The following is a 20,812-nucleotide window of genomic DNA, read 5'->3' as shown; positions in this document are numbered from 1 at the left end:
AGCTGCTAACCCGACACGTGAAAGTACTGCCTGTGGAGGAGAGGAAACCATTTATAACCCGGTGAACGCAAACGAACCGTCAACCTCGATTACACCGAGACTTGACGGTTTTTGTTCATCGGCGGATGACCGCTTCGATCGCTTTCTTCATCATCACCCCGGCACGGTTCCATGATAGTCTTAGCGCATCCCTTCGGCCTTCCTGCCCTTTCCTTCTGCTCAAGACAGGGTTCTCGTAAGCCAATCTCATCTGGCGCTTCAAGCTGCCGATATCCGCTTCCGCCCATAACTGGGCCCGGCCGGAGAACAAATAACGGAACGTGCGCGAGATGGGGCGCGACCTGCCGGTGAACGGGTGACTTAAGCGATATTTGACGAGGAACGAGTTCCGACCGTTCAAGAAATCCATATGCCCGCCCCAGCCGGTCGCGATGACGGGCGTGCCGCTGGCCATCGATTCGAGGAAGGGCAAGCCTACCCCCTCGCCCCTAGTGGGAAGCACGAACGCATCCCCGAGCGTGTAGATCCCTTTAAGCTGCCCTTGCCTCAGACGCCGGGCCAGGATCGTCACCGGAGCGGTTCTTTTGCGAATGCCGAGCCTTCGCTTATAGGCCGCGATTCGGTTGCGGATCCACTGTTGGTTTTCCCGTGCATTGTAGCCATTCGTCTTGACGACGAGATGCACCTTGTCCGAGGCGGAGAACGCCTCCCAATACGCTCGAAACAAGGCCTCCGGATTTTTGCGGTGCTGGAAGCCGAATACGGACACGAACACGAATTTCCCCTTCGTCTCAGGCACTTGCAGCTTACGATTGCGGGGATGGAAGACCGCCGCGTGCACCCCATGGGGAGCGATATATACGGGGACCCGGACCCCGCTGTTGCGCATCGCTTTTTTGTTTTGCCTGGAAGGCACGAACACCGCATCATACTGATTGATGGCCCTCACCCAACTGCCGGGAATGACCGTCGTCTCCCAGACGGCGTTCAGAATGACGCGTTTATACTGCGTCTTCGCTTTCCTTACGTTCAGCGTGTGGGGAGGATAATGATAGATCAAGACGGAGCGGCTCTTAGCACCGCCGGACTGCCGCAGCTTTCTCCCGCTTCCGGCCGTGGTTCGTACGCCTTGCCGCCGCAACGCCCGGACATATTCCCTGCTTGCGATGCCAAGGCCGCCAGCGGTATGGATCGGTCCTTTCCACACGACATGGTATCGGGACATCAGCTTGTGAGCCTCCTCATAGTCAGCACAGTTTTAGGCCTTGCCTACAGGATATGCGGCAATTTCGGAACCTGATAAGGTGATCGCCCGGACCGGCCTGAAGTTTTCTTCTACTCGGCTAACAAGATTTGAATACAAAAGTTACGTTTTTGTGTATGACCCGTAGTCCGCTATCATGATAAAATACAATAAAAGCGTTTACATATAGGAGCAAATCTATAAAAAGAGGGAGATTGGATGGCGAATGAATGGCTTACTGTGCTTATTGTTGACGATGAACTTCCGATTCGGCAAGAGCTGCGGCTCTTTCCGTGGGAGTCCCATGGCTTCGAGTTGATCGGCGAGGCGTCTAACGGCGAGGAGGCGCTCCGGTTTTGCCGGAATTTCACGCCGGACGTTGTCGTGACCGACATCACGATGCCCGTCATGGACGGACTTGCCTTGTTCCGCGCACTCAGGGAAGAGTACCCGGAGGCGCTTGTCATCCTGCTGACCTGCCATTCCGATTTTGCGTACGCGTGCGAAGCGGTGAAACTAGGCGCGATTGAATACATCGTGAAGGTGACGATGGGTGAGGACGATCTTGGTTGCGCGCTCGACAAGGCGAAGGAGGTTTATGCGCGGGAACGGTCGCGTCGCCGAAGCGAAACCGAGCGGCAGCGATGGGAATGCTCGCTTAAGCTACGCCGGTTCGCCCAGGATCCCGAGGCGGGAGGCATGACCGATTTCCTTTGGGAGGCGTTCGGTCTTGGGTTGCCGCTTCGTCTGACGGCGCTTCATGTGGAAGCGAGGAAGGAAAACCGGTTGCTCGTGAAGCGAGAGGTCGAAGAGACCCTGACGGAGCTTGAGCGATCGCACTTGCCGTTCGCTTGGGTGCCGGCGGAGGACGGCGTCTATCTGCTGTTGTTCGAGCCGTCGGTGCAGCGTAGCGCCGGCGTCCTGCGAGACCAACTGGAAGCGGCCATGGATGCGCTGTGCAAGGTCATCGACAGCCGGCTCGCTTATTTAAGCGGGGCATTCCGGCTTTATGCCGTTATCGGCGAGCCGGTTCGGGAGGCAGCGGACTTCCCCGGCTGTTACCGCACCGTCGCGAATGAGCATCCGAACCGCTTTTACGATGCGGCGAGCCGTGTGTTTATCGCCGACACCGCCGAAGCGGCAGGGGCGCCGGACGAGACGGCGAATGCGGAGATCAGGGAGAAGCTGAAACAGCAAGATCGGGAAAAGCTGGTCCACCAATTCATGCACGAGCTGCCCCGCTGGGCCGCGAAGTTCCGAATCGATCCGGATACGCTCAAGATTTGGGCGGCGGACTGGCTCCGGGAGTGGCTGCACGGGCAATCCAGCGGTGCAAGAGCGCTCGGTGCGGCCAAGGCCTTGCAAGAGGCCCGTACAATCGGCGAGCTGATCGCCGTGATCGTTCATGAAGTAGAGACATTAGGCGGGAAGAAGCGCAAGCTGCGCAAGGAAATTGCGGATGCCCAACACTATATTGGCAACCATCTCGATCAGTCGATTACTCTCCCGGTAGTGGCGGAACAGGTAGGGCTCAGTCCGCATTACTTAAGCCGGCTATTCCGGGAGGAAGCGGGGATTTCCTTCAACGATTACATCACGAAGCTGAGAATGGATAAAGCGGTCCATCTGCTGCAGACTACGTCGATGCGCGTCTATGAGGTCGCCAGCGCCGTGGGTATTCCAAGTTACCGCTATTTCAACGCGACGTTTCGGGAACATACAGGGGCCGCTCCGACCGCCTACAAAAAAGGATGATGCCAGATGCTGCGCTCCCTAAGAAGCTTGAGCCTCGGTACGAAGCAATTTCTGCTCCTTTTTTGCGTGACCTTCACGATGTTCGCTTTCCTGGCGGTCAACAATTACAACCGTTCTGCCGAGCTGTTCAAAAACCAGATCGTGGACGACGCCCAAATGCTTATGCTGCGAACGAATCAATTTTTGGACACGTACCTGGATAATGGGCAAAACATTTTGTTGGTGCTTTCTTCGCAAACCGACATGCTCAAGTCTTCCCCGGATACGGAGGTGGAGAACTTCCTTCGTTCGGTTTCCGAAAACAACAGCATGATCGTCAAGACGCTCTACGTGATTCGCGATGACGGCAAAGTGTTCAGCAGCTCGCAGGTGTTCTACGAGGTGCTTGGCAATCCGATGCTGCCGCGATTGTATGACCAGGCGCAAAAGGGGTATGTCTCGATCGTCAGTCAGCCTTATGTATCGCCGCAATCCGGACAGACCGTAGCGATCGCGCGCCCCCTGGTGGACAAAAAGAATCAGCGCGCAGGCGTCGCCGTAGTCGAGCTCGACCTGAACAAAGTCAACAGTGAAATAACGGACGTCAATACGGCCAATCAAACATTCGTGCTCCTGTCGGACAAAAACGAGTTGGTCACGTACGACAATCAGACCGACCTGCTGCCAGCCAAGCCGCATGAGTATCAGACCGTGCTGACGGATGAATTCGTCGAGGCGGTGATCGCTCTGCCCGTCGGCACGAGCCACATCGAAGGACCGCAAGGACCGCTTGTCACCATTCGGTCGGGGCAAAACCGGCTCGGCTGGACCCTTGTCTTTTTCATCAAAGAGTCGTATTTCTACCAGAACATAGCTGCCTTAAATGAGAACTACAGAACCGCGGCCATCGTCATGCTCGCCGTGCTACTGCTGGCGGCGTTTACGATCTCGCGCTTTTTCACCCGCCCCATCCGGCTCCTTGCTTCCCGTATGGACCGGGTGCAGGACATGGCGGTTGTGCCGAATATTACGCTGCACCGCGATGATGAGATCGGCCGGCTCGCCCGCAGCTTCAATGCGATGATGGAGCGGATCCGGGGGCTGCTCGATGAGACGAAGCGGATGGAAGCCCGTAAGAAGGAGCTCGAGCTGAAGGTGCTGCAGAGCCAGATTGCGCCGCACTTCCTGTACAACACGCTGGCTTGCATCGGCAGTCTGGCCATCCAACACAAAACGGCCGAAGTCAAAGAGACGATTCGCGCTCTAGTTGGAGTGCTCAAATTCAGCTTCGACAAAACGGCGGAATTCGTCCGTGTCGACGAAGAGCTCGAGGGCCTGCATCACTACTTGCAAATCCAGAAGACGCGTTACGGTGACATGTTCTCGCCAACCCTCGAGGTCGACCCGGCCGTTTACGATTGCGTGATGTTGAAGCTGACGCTGCAGCCGATCGTGGAGAATGCGATCTTTCATGGCATTTTGCCGCTCCAGAGAGAGGGCCGGCTCGTCATTCGCGGCGTGGTGCGGAACGGGGTCATTCGGTTCACCATCCGCGATAACGGCGTCGGCATGGAACCGGAGCGGCTGCGCATGGTGCTGGAGCAGCGCATCACGAAGCTGTCCAAAGAGCGGTTTACCGGCATCGGCGTCCACAACGTACATGACCGTCTCCGCCTTTACTACGGCAAGCCCTACGGGATGCGCATCCGCAGTCTGGAAGGGGCCGGCACGGTCGTTTCCATCGCCTTCCCCGCAACCAAGGCGGATCGCCAGCCAGATGAGCAAGCCAATGCCGCCTCGATGTAGGCGGTTATTTTTTTGTTGCATTACAGCCTATTTTAACAAAATCGGTGCATATTGGAATCGCTTACACCCTGCTATACTACGGTTACAGCTTCGAACCGCGCCAAATCTACACACAAACGAGGTGACCATCATGGAACAGCCGTTTCCTGCCGAAGGACACGCGGTTTCCCGCATAAGCGTCAAACCGAACCGGCCGCTGAAGCGAGTGTGGCAATTCCGTTCGCTCTACTTCATGCTGCTGCCTGGGGTGATCTACTATGTCCTCTTCAAGTACATCTCGATGTACGGCGTCGTGATTGCGTTTAAGGACTTCAGCATCGTGGACGGCATCCTCGCGAGCGATTGGGCCCACCCATGGAATAAGCATTTCCTGACCTTTATCCACTCGCCTTACTTCTCGCAATTGATTACGAATACGCTCTTGATCAGCTTCTACAAGCTCGTGTTCGGCATCCTGCCCCCGATTCTCATGGCGATTTTGTTGAATGAGTGCCGGATCCGGTGGTTCAAATCGCTGATTCAGACCCTGACGTACATGCCGCATTTTTTATCCTGGGTGATCATCTATGGGATTCTAATCGCGCTGTTGTCGCAAAACTCCGGTCTCGTCAACCATTGGATCAAGGAAGCGGGCGGAGAAGCGATTCCGTTCCTGACCTCCACCGGCACGTTCCGGTCGATTCTCGTCGGCTCGGAAATCTGGCAAAATCTCGGCTGGGGAGCGATCATCTACCTCGCGGCCATGGCCGGAATCGATCCGACCTTGTATGAAGCGGCCCGCGTTGACGGCGCCAGCCGGTTGCGGATGATCTGGCACATAACGATTCCCGGCATCCGCAGCGTCGTTGTCATGTTGTTTATTTTGCGGCTCGGGCATATGTTGGATGCCGGATTCGAGCAAATCTACATTTTGTACAACGTTCAGGTTTATCCGGTCGCCGACATTCTGGACACATGGGTATTCCGCACCGGGTTGCAGCAGCTCAATTTCAGTCTTGCTTCAGCGGTCGGCTTGTTCAAGGCCGGGATCGGACTCGCGCTCGTCCTGCTGTCCAACCAAATCGCCAAGCGCTGGGGGGAAGGCATATGGTAAGAGGCCTCGAGGATCGACTGTTCAACACCTGCGTCTTCGTCATATTGACGGTCTGCGGTGCCGTTGCCTTGTTCCCGCTGCTATACGTCGTTTCCGTTTCGTTAACCCCGATCAGCGAGGTGCTGAAAAACGGTGGATTCATTCTGATCCCAAAGCAGCTGACCTTCGTGGCGTACCAGACGTTGCTGACGGAGTCGGGGATTCCGCGCGCTTTTTGGATAACGATCTTCATTACGGTAGTCGGTACGCTTCTCAATATGCTCTTCACCGTGCTGATGGCTTATCCGCTTAGCCGCAAGCTGTTGCCGGGACGCAGCCTCTTCCTGCTCATGGTCGTCTTCACCCTGCTATTCAACGGGGGGATCATTCCAACCTATCTCGTAATCAAGTCGATCGGACTACTCGATTCGGTATGGGCGATGATCCTGCCGAACCTGATCTGGAGCTTCAACGTTCTTATTGTTAAAAGCTTTCTCGAGCAGCTGCCCGAGGAACTGTTCGAATCGGCCAAAGTCGACGGTGCCCGCGAGCTCCGAATTTTGTGGCAAATCGCCGCTCCGCTTTCGGTTCCGGTCATGCTGACCGTAGGTCTCTTTTATGCCGTGGGCCACTGGAACGAATTTTTCCAAGCGATCATGTATGTGACCGATCGGACGCTCTTCCCGCTTCAGGTGATCGTACGCGAGCTGTTGATGCAAACGCAGCAGCCGCTGGAAAACGCCGAGAATGTCACCCCCACCGAAACGCTGCAAATGGCCTCGGTCGTTCTCGCCAGCGCCCCGATTATCGCGGTGTACCCGTTCTTGCAAAAGCATTTCACCAAAGGCATGCTGCTCGGCTCGATCAAAGGTTGAACGCGGGAGGCGGAGCATCGACCTGCAGGGATGCCACCGCCGGTACTGCTTCAATATATAGCCAGACAGGTAAGAAACGGACCACAATCATAAATAGAAAGATGGGGTATGTGTATGAAATCGAGAAAAACCGTGGCTGTCTCCCTCCTCTCGGTCTTGCTCGGCGGGGTTCTCGCCGGCTGTAGCGGCGGGACGAAACCCGATCCCGGCGCCGGCAGCACCCCTGGGGCTTCTGCAAGCGCCAAACCTCCCGAGCCAGCGAAGCCGGTCAAGCTGGATATTATTGAGAATGCGAGCGGCCTCCCCGCACCCGACAAAGATTTCGTCAAGCAGGAGCTGGACAAGGCGCTGAATACCGACATCGTGCTGACTGCTTATGCAGCGGCCGACGATTACAAAAATCAGTTGAACGTTCGCATGGCATCCGGCAACTTCCCCGATCTGTTCGGCGTGGATAAAGGGCAGTTAAAACAGTTCGTGCAGCAAGGACTGCTGCTCGATCTAACCCCGTATTTGAACAAGGAGCTGAAGCCGGTCAAAGATTTCATCGGCGAGGACAGCATCAAGAAAGCAACGATCGATGGGAAAGTGTACGCCGTTGCAAAGGCGCCGACCATTCCATATAACACTTACTGGATTCGCAAAGACTGGCTGGATCAGCTAAAGCTGCCGGTCCCGACGACATACGAGGAAATGCTGAATGTAGCCAAGGCGTTCACCGAACAGGATCCGGACGGCAACGGCAAGAAGGATACGTTCGGGCTCACCGGAGGCAAGCTTGGCGCGTTCGCCCCGATGTATGGCGGCTATGGGGTAGGGAATCCCGGCGATTTTTACTTGAAGGATGACAAAGTCGTCAACTCCCTGTATGACCCCGCGATGAAGGATGCGCTGGCGCTGATCCAAAAGTTCATCGCCTCGGGCTCCGTCGATCCCGAGCTCATGGCGAACACGGGGCTTCAGCACCAAGAGAAGGCGATTAAGGGTCAGGCGGGTATCATATACATTGACTGGCCAAATATTACGAAGGAGCAGTTCGCGGATCAGATTAAAAAGGTGAATCCGAAGGCCGAATGGATCCAACTGACTGCTCCGAAAGGCCCCGCAGGCGCTTACGACGGAGCGCTCGACATAGGCAGCACGGCAGGCTTGTTCGCGATTCCGAAATCGCTGGAGAAAGACAAGGCGAAACTTCAGAAAGTATTCGACCTGCTGAATTACGTGTCCACCGGGGATGGGGCGGCGCTTGTCCAATTCGGCCAGAAGGGCAAGCACTACAATCTCGAAGGCAACAAGGTTGTGCCGACCGAGCTGATGGGCAAGGAAGCCGGCTATACATGGCTGTATCAGTTTACGGGCCGGCCGGAGCTGAGCTATCTGCAGGTGAAATTCGCCCCGCAAGCGGCTTATATCGATTTCGCCAACAAGCAGCAGCGCATCAAGACGCTGAATGGCTTCATCAGCTACCCGGACGGCTACAATTCGGCCGACGCCGGGCGTTATATCGAGGAGGAATTCACCAAATTCGCCTACAATAAAAGACCGCTCAGCGAATACGACGCGTTCCTGAAAACGCTCGAATCGACCATGAACTATAAGACCTACCTGGATTCGGCCCAAAAGCAACTGAAGGATCTCGGATACGGCAAATGATTGTGCGGTGAGAACCGCTCTATTGCAAAAGCCCTCAAGGACATCATTCCTTGAGGGCTTTCGCTCTGTTGGAGCGTCGGGCTTACTTCACCGTCTTATTGTAATCGACAATTTTGGTGCTGATCTCTTTGGCCGCCGCGTCCAGCGCGTCCTTCGGCGATTTTTTGCCGGCGAGCGCCTCTTCGATGGCGTTCTCGGTAATTTGGCGTGCTTCCGGATACACGCCCATGACGGCGCCTTGCGTAGCCAGGTTCAGCTTGGTCGCATGCAGCTGGTCGACAGCCGTCTTGAATTGCGGATATTTCGTCATGTTGTCTTTGACGATTTGCTCATCGTACGCTTTCTTCGTGATCGGGAAGTAACCGGTGTTCACGCTGAAATACGCTTGTTGCTCCGGCGCCGACAAATACTTGATGAACTCCCACGCCGCCTTCTGCTCGGCTTCGCTCTTGTTGTTCAAGATCCAGTTGCTCGCGCCGCCTACCACTACGCCGCCTTCCTTGGCATCAGCCGGCTTGGGCAGGAAGCCGGTGCCGACTTCGAACTTGCCGCTGACGGAGTTGACGATGCCCCGCAGCGATGCGGTGGAATCAAGGATCATGGCCACTTGTCCGGCAGCAAAAGCTTTTTTGGTGTCATCTGTTTTGCGGCCCAGGTTGATCGCAGCCTTGCTGTCGACGAGATCCTTCCACCAGGTGAGCGTCTTGACGCCGGCATCGGCGTTCACCAGTGAAGTCGTGGCCAAGCCGCTGCGGCCATTGCCGTTATTCAATAGCTCGGAGCCCTGGTTTGCGAAGAACTGCTCCATGAACCAGCCGTAGATCGCGAAGGAAGCACCTGACACGCCATCCTTGCTCAGCTTCTTCGCGGTTTCGGTCAACTCCTCGTACGTTCTTGGCGGCTTCTCCGGGTCCAGTCCTGCGGCTTTGAACAAATCCTTGTTGTAATACAGAATTGGATTGGATGTGTTGAACGGCATGGAATACAGCTTATTGTCGAACTTGTAGTAGCCGGTGATGTTTTCCTCCAGCCGGGTCAAGTCGAAGTTGTCTTTATCGATGAAATTCTGCACCGGTGTGATCGCCTTGGAGTCGATCATGTAGCGGCTGCCGATTTCGTAGACTTGGATGAGGGACGGTCCGGTTTTGGAGTCCATCGAGGCTTTCATCTTCGTCAGGCTCTCATCGTAGGAGCCTTGGAACACGGCTTCGACCTGGATATCCTTGCGGGACGCGTTGAAGTCGGCCACGAGCTTGTCCACCGCCTTGCCGTTGTCGCCGCCCAGCGAGTGCCACCAAACTACTTTTTGCGGAGCGGCGGCTGCAGTTGAAGGGGCTGCTGATTGACCGGGTGTCGCGGCAGAGTTCTTGTCGGTGGCGTTCCCACACGCACTGACCAACGTCATGACGGCGATGGAGGCCGGGATCAAAGCTTTGCGAAGATTGCTGACATACATGTTCATAAAATTGAGTTCGCTCCTTCAATAGATTGGGACCTGCAAGGTAACCTATATAGTTAAAGCTTGACGTTCGGCTCAGCCTTTGACCGCTCCGGCCGTCATGCCTCGAACCAATTGTTTCAAGCCGAGCACGAGCAAGATCAAGGAAGGCAGCAAAATCAACACGACCCCCGCCAGTACCGCGCTCCACGAAGTAAATTCTTCCGATTGCATCATGCTCACCCCAATTTGAACCGTGCGCATCTGCGGACTGTTCGTGACGAGCAGCGGCCACATGTACTGGTTCCAGGCGTGCAGGAACGAATACACCGCCAGGGTGGCGAGCGCCGGACGGGCCAGCGGCAGGACGATCAGCGCGTAGCAGCGCCAATGGCCGCAGCCGTCGATGCGCGCCGCTTCGTACAGCTCGTTCGGGAGCTGGAGGAAAAATTGACGCAGCAAAAAGGTACCGAACGCGGAAGCCAAAAACGGTACGATCATCCCGGGGTACGTATCCAACCAGCCCCAAGCCCGAACGGTCAAATAATTCGGAATCATCGTCACTTCCCACGGGATCATCATCGTCGACAGGAACAAGGCGAACCAGAACGGTTTTCCCGCGAAGCGGATATTGGCGAACGCATACGCGGACAGGCTCCCCAGCACCAGATGGCCGACCGTGATTGCGATCGAGATGAGCAGGCTGTTCCACATGAAGCGGCCAATCGGCACCGCCTGGATCACCGCGGCGAAGTTGTCGAAGTACAGTTGATGCGGCACCAATGCCGGCGGGTAGCTCATCGCTTCCTTCTGCGTCATGAACGCGGTCAGGAAGGCGTACAGCACGGGATACAAGACCGCCACCGCCAACACGCCGAGCAGCAAGTACTGAATCGTAGACCAGAGTCGGTTCGTTCTCATCGGTAATGCACCTTCCTCTCCAGCACGACGAATTGGACCAGCGTCAGGATGAGAATGATGGCGAAGAGCACGAGCGCCTCGGCGCTAGCCATCCCGAACCGATAGTTTACGAACGCCTCCCGGAACACTCCGTATACGAACACGTCTGTGGTGTGAATCGGGCCGCCTTTCGTCATGATGTGGAACTGGCCGAACGCCTGCAGCGATTGAATGACGGACACCACGAGCGTGAAGAACAGCGTCGGAGACAAGAGCGGCAGCGTGATGCGGAAGAACACGATAAACATCCCGGCACCGTCGATCTTGGCGCTTTCCTGCATGTCGGACGGAATTGCTTGAATGCCGCTTAGCAGAACGATATACGTGAAGCCTAGATTCATCCACACCGTCATGACCGAGACCGAGAACAGCGCCCACGCCGGATCGGACAGCCAAGGCACGGCTTCGAAGCCGGCCAACTTCAGGAAGTAATTGAAGATCCCGGCGGTCGGATGGAACAGCAAGTTCCAAATAACCGCGCCCGTTCCGACCGAAATCGCCACCGGCATGGAGAACACGCTCTGGAACAGCTTCATGCCAGGCCGTGCCCCCGCGGTCAAAGCCGCAAGCAAGAGCGCCAATATGATCGTTGTCGGCACCGTATAGAGCGCGAATTTCCCGGTTACGAGGAGATTCTGGTAGAACGCCTCCGACTCGAACATCGCTTTGAAGTTATCAAAACCTGCAAAATCTACTACCTTCCCCCTCGGGTTCGTTACCTGCATACTGAGATAAACGGACCGAATCAGCGGATAAAAGCAGAAGATCGAGAATACCGCAAGCGAAGGAGCCAGAAAAAGCAGACCCAGGGCGGTTTCCCGCATATGCCTCGCCCGGACGGACGTTTTCTTTTGCAGCAGAGTTTTTTCTGTATTTTGGGCCTGATGCGGAATGACCAGCGTCTCTTCCATTGCGTTCATCGCAAGACCTCCTTTCGCTAACTATCATAGCGGCGCTTTGTTTGGACATTATCAACCGCAAGTAAAGAAAAAGTTAAGCCAACCGGTTCGGCTCAACAAAGCTCTCCAAGTAAGAAAAACCTGACCGGAAGATCATCGGTCAGGTCCTTGGGCATATGAGTTTCGTCAACGCTCGGGGAGGGCATCGGAAGGGCTCCGACCGCTGTTGAAATCGTTGCCCTTCGATTGTAGTTTTGTAGTAGTTGGGCAATGATTTCAAAGGCGGACGCTGACGCTTCTCCGTAACCTCCGCGTTCGGTTTGGCGGGCCGTACATCTTCATTCCGATATTCGTATCCATGCACACCTTGTAGACCTCCGGATACATCTCGTTATTGGAGTTACAGCCTTTGCATGTGTTTGGTTAGCCGCGAAGATAGCGACCAAAAACCGCGTATTTGGTGTCCCATGAATACGAAGGGAACATGATTCCGCTATTCTTCCGGAAACCAGAGAAATGAAATCTTTGTGGAAACGAAGTTCCCTTATTCGGGGCGAATAGGGCTAGAGCCGTGCATTTTGAAAGGAATAGCGGAATGTCGTTCCCTTTCATGACGAAATAAATGCCGTATACCCCAAATAGCGGAACGACGTTCTCATTCACTCGCTGTTATCCCTTTTTCGCCCCTGTTCTTAGCTCAGAGCTGCCGAGTTCGCCATTCTCGTAGGGTACCTCTTCGTCCAAAGCCACCCGAAGTTTATATTTTCTAGTATTTTAAAAAAGGCAGGCTGCCGTTGTTACGGCGCCTGCCTTTAACTGCTACCCTAGTGCTTTTTGTAAAACGGCTCGGTGCTTGAGAATCCATGCCGCGGCCCGCGCTCTCCAAGCGATCCCCCACAGCGACCCATGAGTGTCCGGGATAACTTGAATCTCGATCGCTTGTTCCGCGGTCTCGCGAACAACTACTTCCAAAATAAGCTCGAATAGTGCCTGCCTCTGAGCGGGAGGAACACCATACGCCTCTACTAGCAGACGCAGCTGCCGAGCTCGCATCTCCAGAGAAGGCAGGCCCACCCGATCCGCGACATCGTCGTCATGAAGCTGCGGGAAGAGCCAGCATACTCGAGCAAGCTCTGCCATCGGATCGACAGGTCCGGCGCACTCCCAATCGATGAGCGCCATTGGCATTCCTTTTCGTGTCACCGTGTTCCAAGGCGCCACATCGCCATGGCTGTACACAACGCTCGTCCCGCCTAGCTCTCGCAAGAACCATGGCTTCCAAACGGCATGGGCAGGAGGCTCGAACGTTGCGGAATGATCATGCAGCCTTCGCAACAGGCTTCCCACCTCCGAGATCGCCTCATCGCTCCAGGGGCCCGGATGAACGGACTCCCCCTCGATATAACTCACCATCTCGCGGCCTTCCGTATCCAATCCGGAGCCCACAATAGAGGGTGCGGATGTAAAGCCGGTTTTGTGCAAATGCCGCAACAGCGAGTGAATGCCTGGCGTCCACGGACCTGATGGCCGAAGCACCACGTTGCCCTTACGAACTACCGACTTGTCGGGAGAAAGTACCGTCTCTTCGTTGATTCTCGAAGTTTCGTTGTTATTGTCTTCCACCTTAATACCCCTTTCGTCCATAAAGGGGAATCCCGCAGTTTAACGGGCTAGTGATGCGTCATCCCCATTTTGGATTCAGCCCGGACTGATTGAACATATTCTTCCATCGACAACGCCTCCTATGTAAGATAGTTCCAGTTTATCACATTAACTCTGCCGTGACTTGGTTATCGGTGCTTTCGGTCCCCGGCGGGCATCACGGGACGCTTCTTACCCCTGCTGCTGCATCGTCCTCAGACGTTCGGCCAGGAAACGCAGCATCCCCTTCATGACGTCGAGGCGCTGGAAGCAGAACGAGAGAGTCGTCTCGCGCGTCAGCCGCAGCAGCAGCGTGGGCTCGGTCGCCGTGCAATCCGCCGATCGGGGTTGATTGTCGAGGATCGACATCTCCCCGAAGAGCTCGCCTTCCCCCAGCATGGCGAACGTAACGTCCCCACGGTGAATGCGCACGGTTCCTTCGATGATGCCATGCATCGAATCTCCTGGCTCATCCGCCCGGAAGATGACCTCGCCTGCCTCATAGTGAACCTCCTCCACCACTCGAGCGAGCCGAACATAATCGTCCTGGGAAAAATGGGCGAACAGGGTGATCTTCTGCAGCACCAGCATGCGGCGCAACAGGGTCTGATTGTCGACCGCGGCCGCCGCGGCGAGCGCAGCGGTGCCGGGTCCCGACTCGGCCGCAACGGCGGCAGCCGTCTGCCGCTCGGCGAACGCTGGGTCCATCTCGGTCTGCTGGCGCACTGCGCGGGCATTGGAGCCCCGCAATCGCTCCGACAGCAGGCGCATCATCTCCAGTGCAATGTTCGTCTGGTCGAACATAATCTCATAGAATACATCGGAATCGAGCCGCCACAGCCGCATGTCGCTCTCGGCCTCGATCGTCGCCGTGCGCAATCCGCTTGTTAACACGGCCATTTCCCCAAAGCAATCTCCGGTCTGCACCCGCCCGATTCGCGCCTCGCCTCGGAATACGCCAGCCTTGCCCTCAATGACGAGGAACAGCGAATCGCCCTCCTCGCCTTCATGTATGATCGTCTCCCCAGCGACCGCGTCGACGGCGACCAGCTGTCCGGCGATCGCGGCCAGATCCTTGCCCCACATGCCCCGGAACAACGTGACTTGCCGCAGGAGCTTCACCTGCTCCAAGACAGGCGGCTGCCCCGTGTCCGCAGCCAGCGCCGCATCCACGCACAATTGCAGCCAGCTGTCGCCGTGCTTCAGAAGCCGCAGCGCCACCAATCGGCTATGGATGAGTCGGATATCGGGCGCCTTCGAACCGGTCGAAGAAGCGACTGACGAGTAGCCCCGCGTCATGAACTGGGCCATCGTGTTCCGCAGCTCGCCTTGCAGCACTTGGTCGATCACTTCGGCAGCGTTCGCCTGCCGGCGCATCTCGCCCGACGCCCAGTTGGCCTGTACCGCCTGGATCACTTGCGAGTCATAGATCAGCGCCAATAAGCCAAACACCCGGTTCGCGGCCGCTTGCTTCAGGCGGCGGACCGCGTCCGCCGTTTCCGTGTACGCTTCCCCAGCCGACTCCAAAAACCTGCCGTTCTCATCCAGCATGCCAAACATCTCGGCTTCTTCGGTAATTAGAGGCTCCACTGTGGCGGCAGCCGCATACCTCCCTTCCTTCCGCATTCGCGTCATCGCTTCCAGAAGAGGCGTACGCAGATCGCCCTCGAGCCGGCCGTAATGGCGCAGGAGCACTTCGAAAGCCCGCTGGGTGCCCATTCGCTCGAATACTCTGGAGATATGCCTGGTCGCGTCACCGCCCGCCATCATCGGCTCAAGAATCGCCTCGATGTGCTTCTCCTCGTAGCCGGCTAGCGCCCCGATCGCTCCTTCGCGCGTCGTGCTGTGCCCGAGCAGCGGCACGAGGTGCGGGATCAGCTCGGGTACGCGCAGTTGGGAAGCCGACAAGAGGGCACGCTCCCGAACTTGCACCGATCGGTCCGTGAGCAACGGAATAAGCGGCTTATAAAAGCTGGGGATCCCAATCTGACCGAAGAGGGTTGCGACCGCAATCCGTTCTTCGACGCGTTCACTGCCTATAAGAGCCTTCATCGGCCCTACGGCGTGGAACATGCCTTCTACGCCATAGTACTTGATCAGCCCGACGATCGCGGCCGCCCGGGCTTCGATGTGGGGATCGTCCAGAAACGCCGTCACGCGTTCCAACTGCGAATCCTGAGCGTACGCCGCCAGAGCCAGCAGCGCCTGCGCACGCTCCGTCTGGTGTTCTGCGGCCAGGAAGGGATTCAGATCGGGCATCCGGCCTTCCGGTGTCCGGACCTGCACCCACTTGAGGGCCTCCACCCGGACTTCCGTCACCGGATGCTGAAGCAGCTGGGGAATGTGGGGCGCCAAGTCGAATCCGTTCAAGCTCTGCAGCAGCCGAAGCGCATAGAGCACCTGCAGCTTGTCGTTGCTCTGCAACGTATCCGTAAGCGCCTTTACGCTGCCCGAATCCATGAGATTCCAATCGGCGTCGAGCAGCTCCTCGTCTCTCGTCCTGAGCGTAGCCATGAGCATTTTCAAGTACGCCTGCTTGATCCGGATCGCGGCCGCTCCGCAGATGAGCAGCAGCACGATGACGATCACGCTGAACTGCTGCACCGACAATAGAGGCGATAGCAGGATGAGGCTAATCCCGGCGATGCTCTTCGCGCCGTTGCGTACGGTTCCATCGAGGAAGCCTTTCGCCCTTGCCCGGTATTCGGGAGGGATCGGGAACATGACGAGCTGGCTGACCGAAGAATAGATCGTATCGCCGAACACTTTGTCGCTGCCCTTCAGCACGATCGCGAGAGCCACGATCGGCGCCGCCAACAGTCCGGCCGATCCCGCCAGCAGCGCCGCCGGCAGGAGGAGAAGCGATGTCCTAACCCCATAGCTCGAGATGACTTTGCCGGTCAAAAACAGTTGAACCGCAAGGGCCAAAATACCCGCGAAGCCATAGAAGCTGCCCATGAAGCCGGCGAGCGCTTCGTTTTGCAAGGAGCCTCGCAGGATAAGCTTGAACTGATAGTCCGCATAAGTAAGCGAAATCGTGATCGTCAACGCGATAACGGCCAAATATTTCAGGTGCGGGACTTGCTGGAACAAGCCACCCTTGCCCGCTTGGGCTGAGCTTGGTTTGCCTCCACCTTTCGTCTGCTTGGCCTTGGAGGTAGAAGCTCCTATCGCGAAGGTCCCACGTCGATCGGTAACCCGACTGATAAGCACCCGGACCAGTATGAAGCCTACCAGCTGGAGGCTGCTGTAGATGAGGATCAAATTTAGCGTGCCAAGCGGCTGAACGAGCCATTTCAGCCCGAACCCACTGACGATCCCACCGACAAGCGTCCCGCTCCCTACCCAGTTGATCAGCTTCTTCGCCTTTCTTTGGTCCATCACCGACGTAGCGAACTGCCAAAAGCTCACGATCATGAGAAAATTGAACAAATCGAAGGCGACGTAGGTAACCATAAACAGCTCGTTGTAGCCTAGCTCGGCCAGCATACGTGTCCCGAGACTGAGTCCCGCGGTTCCGAGTGTAATGAACGTGCAGAGCTGGTCGATGCGCACTTGCTTGCACACCTTCTGATACACAACTCCGGCTAGCAGCAGCGTAAGCGATTGGGGCAAGTACATCATGGATAATTGCGAAGGGGAGAAATGGCTGAGGAATAACGTGTCCGCCGCGGTTCGGCCGATCGTCGATGCCGAGGCCGCGCAAAATAAATAGAGAAAGAGGAGTCCGATTTTGGCGTACTCCTCCCGGTCGTCCAGCACCTGTTGACGAAACGCCCCGAGCTTTTGCCGGGAAAGGATAGACTCCAATGGAAAGCACGCACCTTTATCTAGGAATGACCAGTAGGGCGTTCCGCCTATAAATCTACTACCATTTATACTACTGGAACTGGACGAAAATGACAAAGTTACTTTTGGATCAACCGATGCCATGCACATCGCCTTATTACTCGTATCGGACCAACAGCTCGGTCAGCTTCCGCCGGATCGCCTCTTTCAACTCCTCCGGCTCCTCCAGGATGGCCTCGTCGCCCAGTCCGATGAAGAATTTCGTGTAAAAAGGGATGTCCGCCCGGGGCACGTCCTTATCGATCGCGCCGCTTCCGTCTTCGCGGACTTGAAGCATCGGAGCGAGCCACAGCTCGGCTTCGCATAGCTGAACGCCCGTGCGGGTCAGCTGCGCGCGGAGACGAACCGGCTCCCGCGGCTCTTCCGCCTCCCGCCGACTCAGGCGGATCTCACCCAGATCGAGCGGCTCTGTGCCTGATGTATCGTACTCGGCCTCGCGAATCCGGTCGCAACGGAACACCCGGAAGCCCTGACGCAGGAAGCAGTAAGCCGTACAATACCAGAATCCATTGTTCGCATATAGGCAGACCGGCTGAATCCGGCGGCAGCTCTTCCCTTCGCCCTTCGACTCATATTCGACGGTGAGCACCTTTTGATGGACCGCCGCGTCGAGAAGAATGGCCAAACAAGGCGCATCGCCCCGTCGGGTCGGCGTAATGAAGTCGACCCGGTCCTTCATCCCGTCGATCCGGTCTCGGACATCCCCGGGCATATGCAGATAGAACTTGCTGAGCGCGGAGGCGGATTCCGCTTCGAACGGCAGCGACGAATAATGGCGCAGGGCATGCACCGCGAAGAACATGGCCACGGCCTCTTCCTCCGTGAAGGCGATCGGCGGCAGCACCCGCTCCCTCACCACCTGATAACCCCCATGTGGACCTACCTCCGAGTACAGCGGCACGCCCAGCTCGCTGAGCTCCTGCAAATCCCGTAGAATCGTACGCTTGGAGACGCCGAACTCGTCGGCCAACTCCTGCACCTTGAACCGCCGCTTCCGGTTGACGGTCATCATCAGCTCCATCAGCCGCTTGGACTTGGGCATCCGGGTCAACCCCTTTTTTAAGAAAGATCAAAAGTTTGTGACACAATCTGTCACCATTATACCTTACGATAGGGGCAAGACCAACAGTAAACCCTTAGGAGTGATCGACCATGCGGAAACACACCGCCCTGTTCTTCCTCATTATGTTCATGATCGGAACCGACACCTTCCTCATCTCCCCCTTGCTCCCGACGCTGCAGACGCAATTCGGCGTCTCGACGGGCAACGCCGGCTGGATGCTCGGCGCTTATACGCTCAGCTCGGCCGTCTTCGCCCTGATCGCCGGGCCTCTGTCCGACGGCTGGAACCGGAGGACCGTCCTGCTGGGCGGCCTGCTCGGCTTCTCCGTCTCGACGATCCTCTGCGGATTCGCGGACAGCTTCTGGACGATGTGCCTGTTCCGCTTCCTGGCCGGCGTCAGCGCGGCGTTCACGGCTCCCCAGGTGTGGGCTTCGATTCCCGCGGTCATGCCGCCGGCCCGAATCCCGAAGACAATGGGCCTCGCCTTCTCAGGGCTGGCTGCCTCCCAGGCGCTCGGCGTGCCGATCGGCAGCTGGCTGGCCACCGCCCATTGGTCCGTGTCGTTCTGGACGATCGGAGTCGCTTCGTTGCTGCTCGCGCCCATCGTCTACTCCTCGCTGCCGGACATCAAGCCTATGGCGCAGAAGGGGGACCGGACGTCGGTTCTTCGCCGCTATGTTCCGCTCATCACGAGCGGCAAAGCCCGAAGCGGCTTCCTCGCCTACCTGCTCCTCCACTTGGGGAGCGGCACTGCGTTCGCCTTCGCCGGCAAGTGGCTGGCCGACCGCTTCGAGCTTCCGATCGGACAGATCGGGACGGTGATGATGGTGCTCGGCTTCGGTACCCTGCTCGGAAGTACGGTTAGCGCTTATGCGGCGCGCAAACTGGGCCATGCTGGCGCGTTCGCGATTGGAATGGTGATGGTCATCGCGCTCTACGCGGTTCTGCCCCATCTGCCGAATCTCTCGATCGTGACGATCTTCTACCTCATCATTTTCGCGACTCTCGGGATCATCTTCCCGATTGTCATGGAGGCTCTGACTTCCCTGAACGCCTCGATTCGGGGAACGATCTCCAGCCTGGCCAACTCCACGATGAACGGCGCGAACACGCTTGGCGCTTGGGTAGCGGGCCTCCTCTATGTCCATCTCGACGGCTATTCGTCGATCGGTCTCTTCGCGGCGGTCTGCCTGGCGCTCTCGCTCGGGACGTTCCTTTTGGGCGGCGTCCTGGGGAGGAAAACCGTCCGTTCCAACCCGGAATCGGCCTCTGCTTCATGAAGAAAGGGTACCCGGGCGCCCGGGTACCCTCTACTTTTCTTCAAACCACCTTCTTGACCCCGGGTATCCGCCGGATTAGCGATGCTGCCGTATACGAGAGCAGGACCGCGGCACACCCGACCAGCACGAATTTGATCATCGGATTCCACTCCAGATCACGGAGCGCAAAGGCCACGTAGGTTACGAACAGCGCATGCAGAATATACACAAGAAAGGCGTTGGTGGACAGCCATCCGGTTGACTTCGTGGCCGTCCCGTTGCAGCGCTCGCGAAACGATACGAGCAGGACATAAGAGATCCCAAGGCCCATAAGCGGATCGAGTGTGGCATAGAAAGCCGATTGCCAACTCACTCCCCCCATAAATACGGAGATATCGCCTTCCATCGCGCCTCCTAGCGCCATGCCCGCAGCCATCGAGACGATCAGCGCCAACACCGCCCACTTCCATTTGCGGGCCGCGCCCTGGGTGAGCTGCTGCAGCCATTTCCCGCGATAAGCGGCAACACCCGCCATGAACAAGCCGATATAAGCCGGGAAATAAGCCAACTGCAAGTTCAATATTTCTTCACCGACAGGGTACGCCAAGCGAACCACAAAATTCGCTGCAGCCACAATTACGACATAGCCGGCCATCAAGCGAGGAGACAGGTCGAGACGATGACGACGTGTTGTGCCCGCAGTCAGCCGACGAACCAAGGCATACCCGGCAACGAACAGCAGCAGCGCCTCGAGATACCACAACGGCCCTACTTCAAACCCCATGACACCTCGCAGCGGATTGGATACGATCTCCTCTTGAATGAATTGGCCCAGCGAACCTTCATGTCCGGAGGACACATACTGCAGCAATGGGGCAATCACCAGCATGTAGAAAAGCAGCGGAATGCCGAACCGGACCAGGCGTCCCTTGAGGAAATTCGCAGCCCCATGCCGATCATACGAAGCCGGCGTCACAAACCCGGATATGAAGAAAAATAGCCCCATAAAAAACGACTGGTTGACGGCCGTAAACATCGTCAGCAACGTGTTCACGACGACATTATCCTGATGCTCGTAATAAAACCAGCTGCCCGCTCCTCCGTAAGTGATCGCGGTATGGTGCAGCACTACCAGCACCGTCATAAAGATTTTCAACCGATCCAAGTAAACCAACCGCTTCTCCATCTTTGCATCCCTCCCTGTTCTCATGCATCTACGGTAACACGGAATGCACAGGAAGCTCACCGAAAGAAAGAAGCGAACCCGCGCAATTCAAGCTTCGGTACCGAAGGGTGTCTCTTGCGGTCCCGCTCACCACC

At 56.9% G+C, this 20,812-nt stretch carries 14 protein-coding genes; 6 read left to right on the top strand and 8 right to left on the bottom strand.

The annotated features are described in order from the left end of the window. Window positions 1–115: 115 nt before the first annotated feature. Window positions 116–1,225 carry a glycosyltransferase gene (locus ACI5FR_RS06150; RefSeq protein WP_405451738.1) on the bottom strand — a complete coding sequence of 370 codons (1,110 nt, stop codon included), beginning with the start codon at window positions 1,223–1,225 and terminating at the stop codon, window positions 116–118. Window positions 1,226–1,462: 237 nt separating this feature from the next. Here ACI5FR_RS06150 and ACI5FR_RS06145 point away from each other — a divergent pair, with 237 nt between their 5' ends. The 5 genes from ACI5FR_RS06145 to ACI5FR_RS06125 all read left to right on the top strand — a co-directional run bounded on the left by ACI5FR_RS06145 (window position 1,463) and on the right by ACI5FR_RS06125 (window position 8,383). After that, window positions 1,463–2,998 (top strand): response regulator, encoded by a 1,536-nt coding sequence (locus tag ACI5FR_RS06145; RefSeq protein WP_405451735.1) that lies wholly within the window; start codon window positions 1,463–1,465, stop codon window positions 2,996–2,998. A gap of 6 nt (window positions 2,999–3,004) precedes the next feature. Further along, complete coding sequence (locus ACI5FR_RS06140; RefSeq protein WP_405451733.1) at window positions 3,005–4,783, top strand: cache domain-containing sensor histidine kinase; 1,779 nt, start codon at window positions 3,005–3,007, stop codon at window positions 4,781–4,783. A gap of 232 nt (window positions 4,784–5,015) precedes the next feature. Then, window positions 5,016–5,876 carry an ABC transporter permease gene (locus ACI5FR_RS06135; protein ID WP_405452222.1) on the top strand — a complete coding sequence of 287 codons (861 nt, stop codon included), beginning with the start codon at window positions 5,016–5,018 and terminating at the stop codon, window positions 5,874–5,876. After that, window positions 5,870–6,730 (top strand): carbohydrate ABC transporter permease, encoded by an 861-nt coding sequence (locus tag ACI5FR_RS06130; RefSeq protein WP_405451730.1) that lies wholly within the window; start codon window positions 5,870–5,872, stop codon window positions 6,728–6,730. Before ACI5FR_RS06135 ends, ACI5FR_RS06130 begins: the two co-directional genes overlap by 7 nt. A gap of 114 nt (window positions 6,731–6,844) precedes the next feature. Beyond that, the gene (locus ACI5FR_RS06125) at window positions 6,845–8,383 is read left to right on the top strand and encodes an extracellular solute-binding protein (RefSeq protein ID WP_405451727.1); all 1,539 of its coding nucleotides are present in this window, start codon (window positions 6,845–6,847) and stop codon (window positions 8,381–8,383) included. A gap of 82 nt (window positions 8,384–8,465) precedes the next feature. On the opposite strand, the gene ACI5FR_RS06120 is transcribed toward ACI5FR_RS06125, so the two are convergent. The 6 genes from ACI5FR_RS06120 to ACI5FR_RS06095 all read right to left on the bottom strand — a co-directional run bounded on the left by ACI5FR_RS06120 (window position 8,466) and on the right by ACI5FR_RS06095 (window position 18,212). Further along, window positions 8,466–9,845: an ABC transporter substrate-binding protein gene (locus ACI5FR_RS06120; RefSeq protein ID WP_405451724.1), complete on the bottom strand. Its 1,380-nt coding sequence runs from the start codon at window positions 9,843–9,845 to the stop codon at window positions 8,466–8,468. A 72-nt stretch (window positions 9,846–9,917) separates the two neighbouring features. Next, window positions 9,918–10,742, bottom strand: coding sequence for a carbohydrate ABC transporter permease (locus ACI5FR_RS06115; RefSeq protein ID WP_405451721.1), 825 nt, complete (start codon window positions 10,740–10,742; stop codon window positions 9,918–9,920). Further along, a complete protein-coding gene (locus ACI5FR_RS06110) occupies window positions 10,739–11,701 on the bottom strand; it encodes a carbohydrate ABC transporter permease (protein WP_405451718.1) in 963 nt (320 codons plus the stop codon). Before ACI5FR_RS06110 ends, ACI5FR_RS06115 begins: the two co-directional genes overlap by 4 nt. 798 nt (window positions 11,702–12,499) lie before the next feature. After that, a complete protein-coding gene (locus ACI5FR_RS06105; protein ID WP_405451715.1) occupies window positions 12,500–13,303 on the bottom strand; it encodes an aminoglycoside phosphotransferase family protein in 804 nt (267 codons plus the stop codon). Window positions 13,304–13,513: 210 nt separating this feature from the next. Next, window positions 13,514–17,131, bottom strand: a complete 3,618-nt coding sequence (locus ACI5FR_RS06100; protein ID WP_405451712.1) for an Npt1/Npt2 family nucleotide transporter — start codon at window positions 17,129–17,131, stop codon at window positions 13,514–13,516. 136 nt (window positions 17,132–17,267) lie between these two features. Then, the gene (locus ACI5FR_RS06095) at window positions 17,268–18,212 is read right to left on the bottom strand and encodes a helix-turn-helix transcriptional regulator (RefSeq protein WP_405451709.1); all 945 of its coding nucleotides are present in this window, start codon (window positions 18,210–18,212) and stop codon (window positions 17,268–17,270) included. Window positions 18,213–18,322: 110 nt separating this feature from the next. Here ACI5FR_RS06095 and ACI5FR_RS06090 point away from each other — a divergent pair, with 110 nt between their 5' ends. Further along, window positions 18,323–19,513, top strand: coding sequence for an MFS transporter (locus ACI5FR_RS06090; protein ID WP_405451706.1), 1,191 nt, complete (start codon window positions 18,323–18,325; stop codon window positions 19,511–19,513). 40 nt (window positions 19,514–19,553) lie between these two features. On the opposite strand, the gene ACI5FR_RS06085 is transcribed toward ACI5FR_RS06090, so the two are convergent. Next, window positions 19,554–20,678 carry an acyltransferase gene (locus ACI5FR_RS06085; RefSeq protein WP_405451703.1) on the bottom strand — a complete coding sequence of 375 codons (1,125 nt, stop codon included), beginning with the start codon at window positions 20,676–20,678 and terminating at the stop codon, window positions 19,554–19,556. Window positions 20,679–20,812: the final 134 nt, after the last annotated feature.

It is taken from the genome of Paenibacillus sp. HJGM_3 (assembly GCF_045062745.1).
Lineage (GTDB): Bacteria > Bacillota > Bacilli > Paenibacillales > NBRC-103111 > Paenibacillus_AA.
The sequence above is the reverse complement of the archived record's forward strand: the minus strand, read 5'-3'. Positions and strand labels throughout refer to the sequence as shown.

What these genes read in the sequence shown, in the direction of transcription:
- ACI5FR_RS06150 (WP_405451738.1), bottom strand. Translation starts at nt 1,225, where the DNA reads ATGTCCCGATACCATGTCGTGTGGAAAGGACCGATCCATACCGCTGGC.
- ACI5FR_RS06145 (WP_405451735.1), top strand. Translation starts at nt 1,463, where the DNA reads ATGGCGAATGAATGGCTTACTGTGCTTATTGTTGACGATGAACTTCCG.
- ACI5FR_RS06140 (WP_405451733.1), top strand. Translation starts at nt 3,005, where the DNA reads ATGCTGCGCTCCCTAAGAAGCTTGAGCCTCGGTACGAAGCAATTTCTG.
- ACI5FR_RS06135 (WP_405452222.1), top strand. Translation starts at nt 5,016, where the DNA reads ATGCTGCTGCCTGGGGTGATCTACTATGTCCTCTTCAAGTACATCTCG.
- ACI5FR_RS06130 (WP_405451730.1), top strand. Translation starts at nt 5,870, where the DNA reads ATGGTAAGAGGCCTCGAGGATCGACTGTTCAACACCTGCGTCTTCGTC.
- ACI5FR_RS06125 (WP_405451727.1), top strand. Translation starts at nt 6,845, where the DNA reads ATGAAATCGAGAAAAACCGTGGCTGTCTCCCTCCTCTCGGTCTTGCTC.
- ACI5FR_RS06120 (WP_405451724.1), bottom strand. Translation starts at nt 9,845, where the DNA reads ATGAACATGTATGTCAGCAATCTTCGCAAAGCTTTGATCCCGGCCTCC.
- ACI5FR_RS06115 (WP_405451721.1), bottom strand. Translation starts at nt 10,742, where the DNA reads ATGAGAACGAACCGACTCTGGTCTACGATTCAGTACTTGCTGCTCGGC.
- ACI5FR_RS06110 (WP_405451718.1), bottom strand. Translation starts at nt 11,701, where the DNA reads ATGAACGCAATGGAAGAGACGCTGGTCATTCCGCATCAGGCCCAAAAT.
- ACI5FR_RS06095 (WP_405451709.1), bottom strand. Translation starts at nt 18,212, where the DNA reads ATGCCCAAGTCCAAGCGGCTGATGGAGCTGATGATGACCGTCAACCGG.
- ACI5FR_RS06090 (WP_405451706.1), top strand. Translation starts at nt 18,323, where the DNA reads ATGCGGAAACACACCGCCCTGTTCTTCCTCATTATGTTCATGATCGGA.
- ACI5FR_RS06085 (WP_405451703.1), bottom strand. Translation starts at nt 20,678, where the DNA reads ATGGAGAAGCGGTTGGTTTACTTGGATCGGTTGAAAATCTTTATGACG.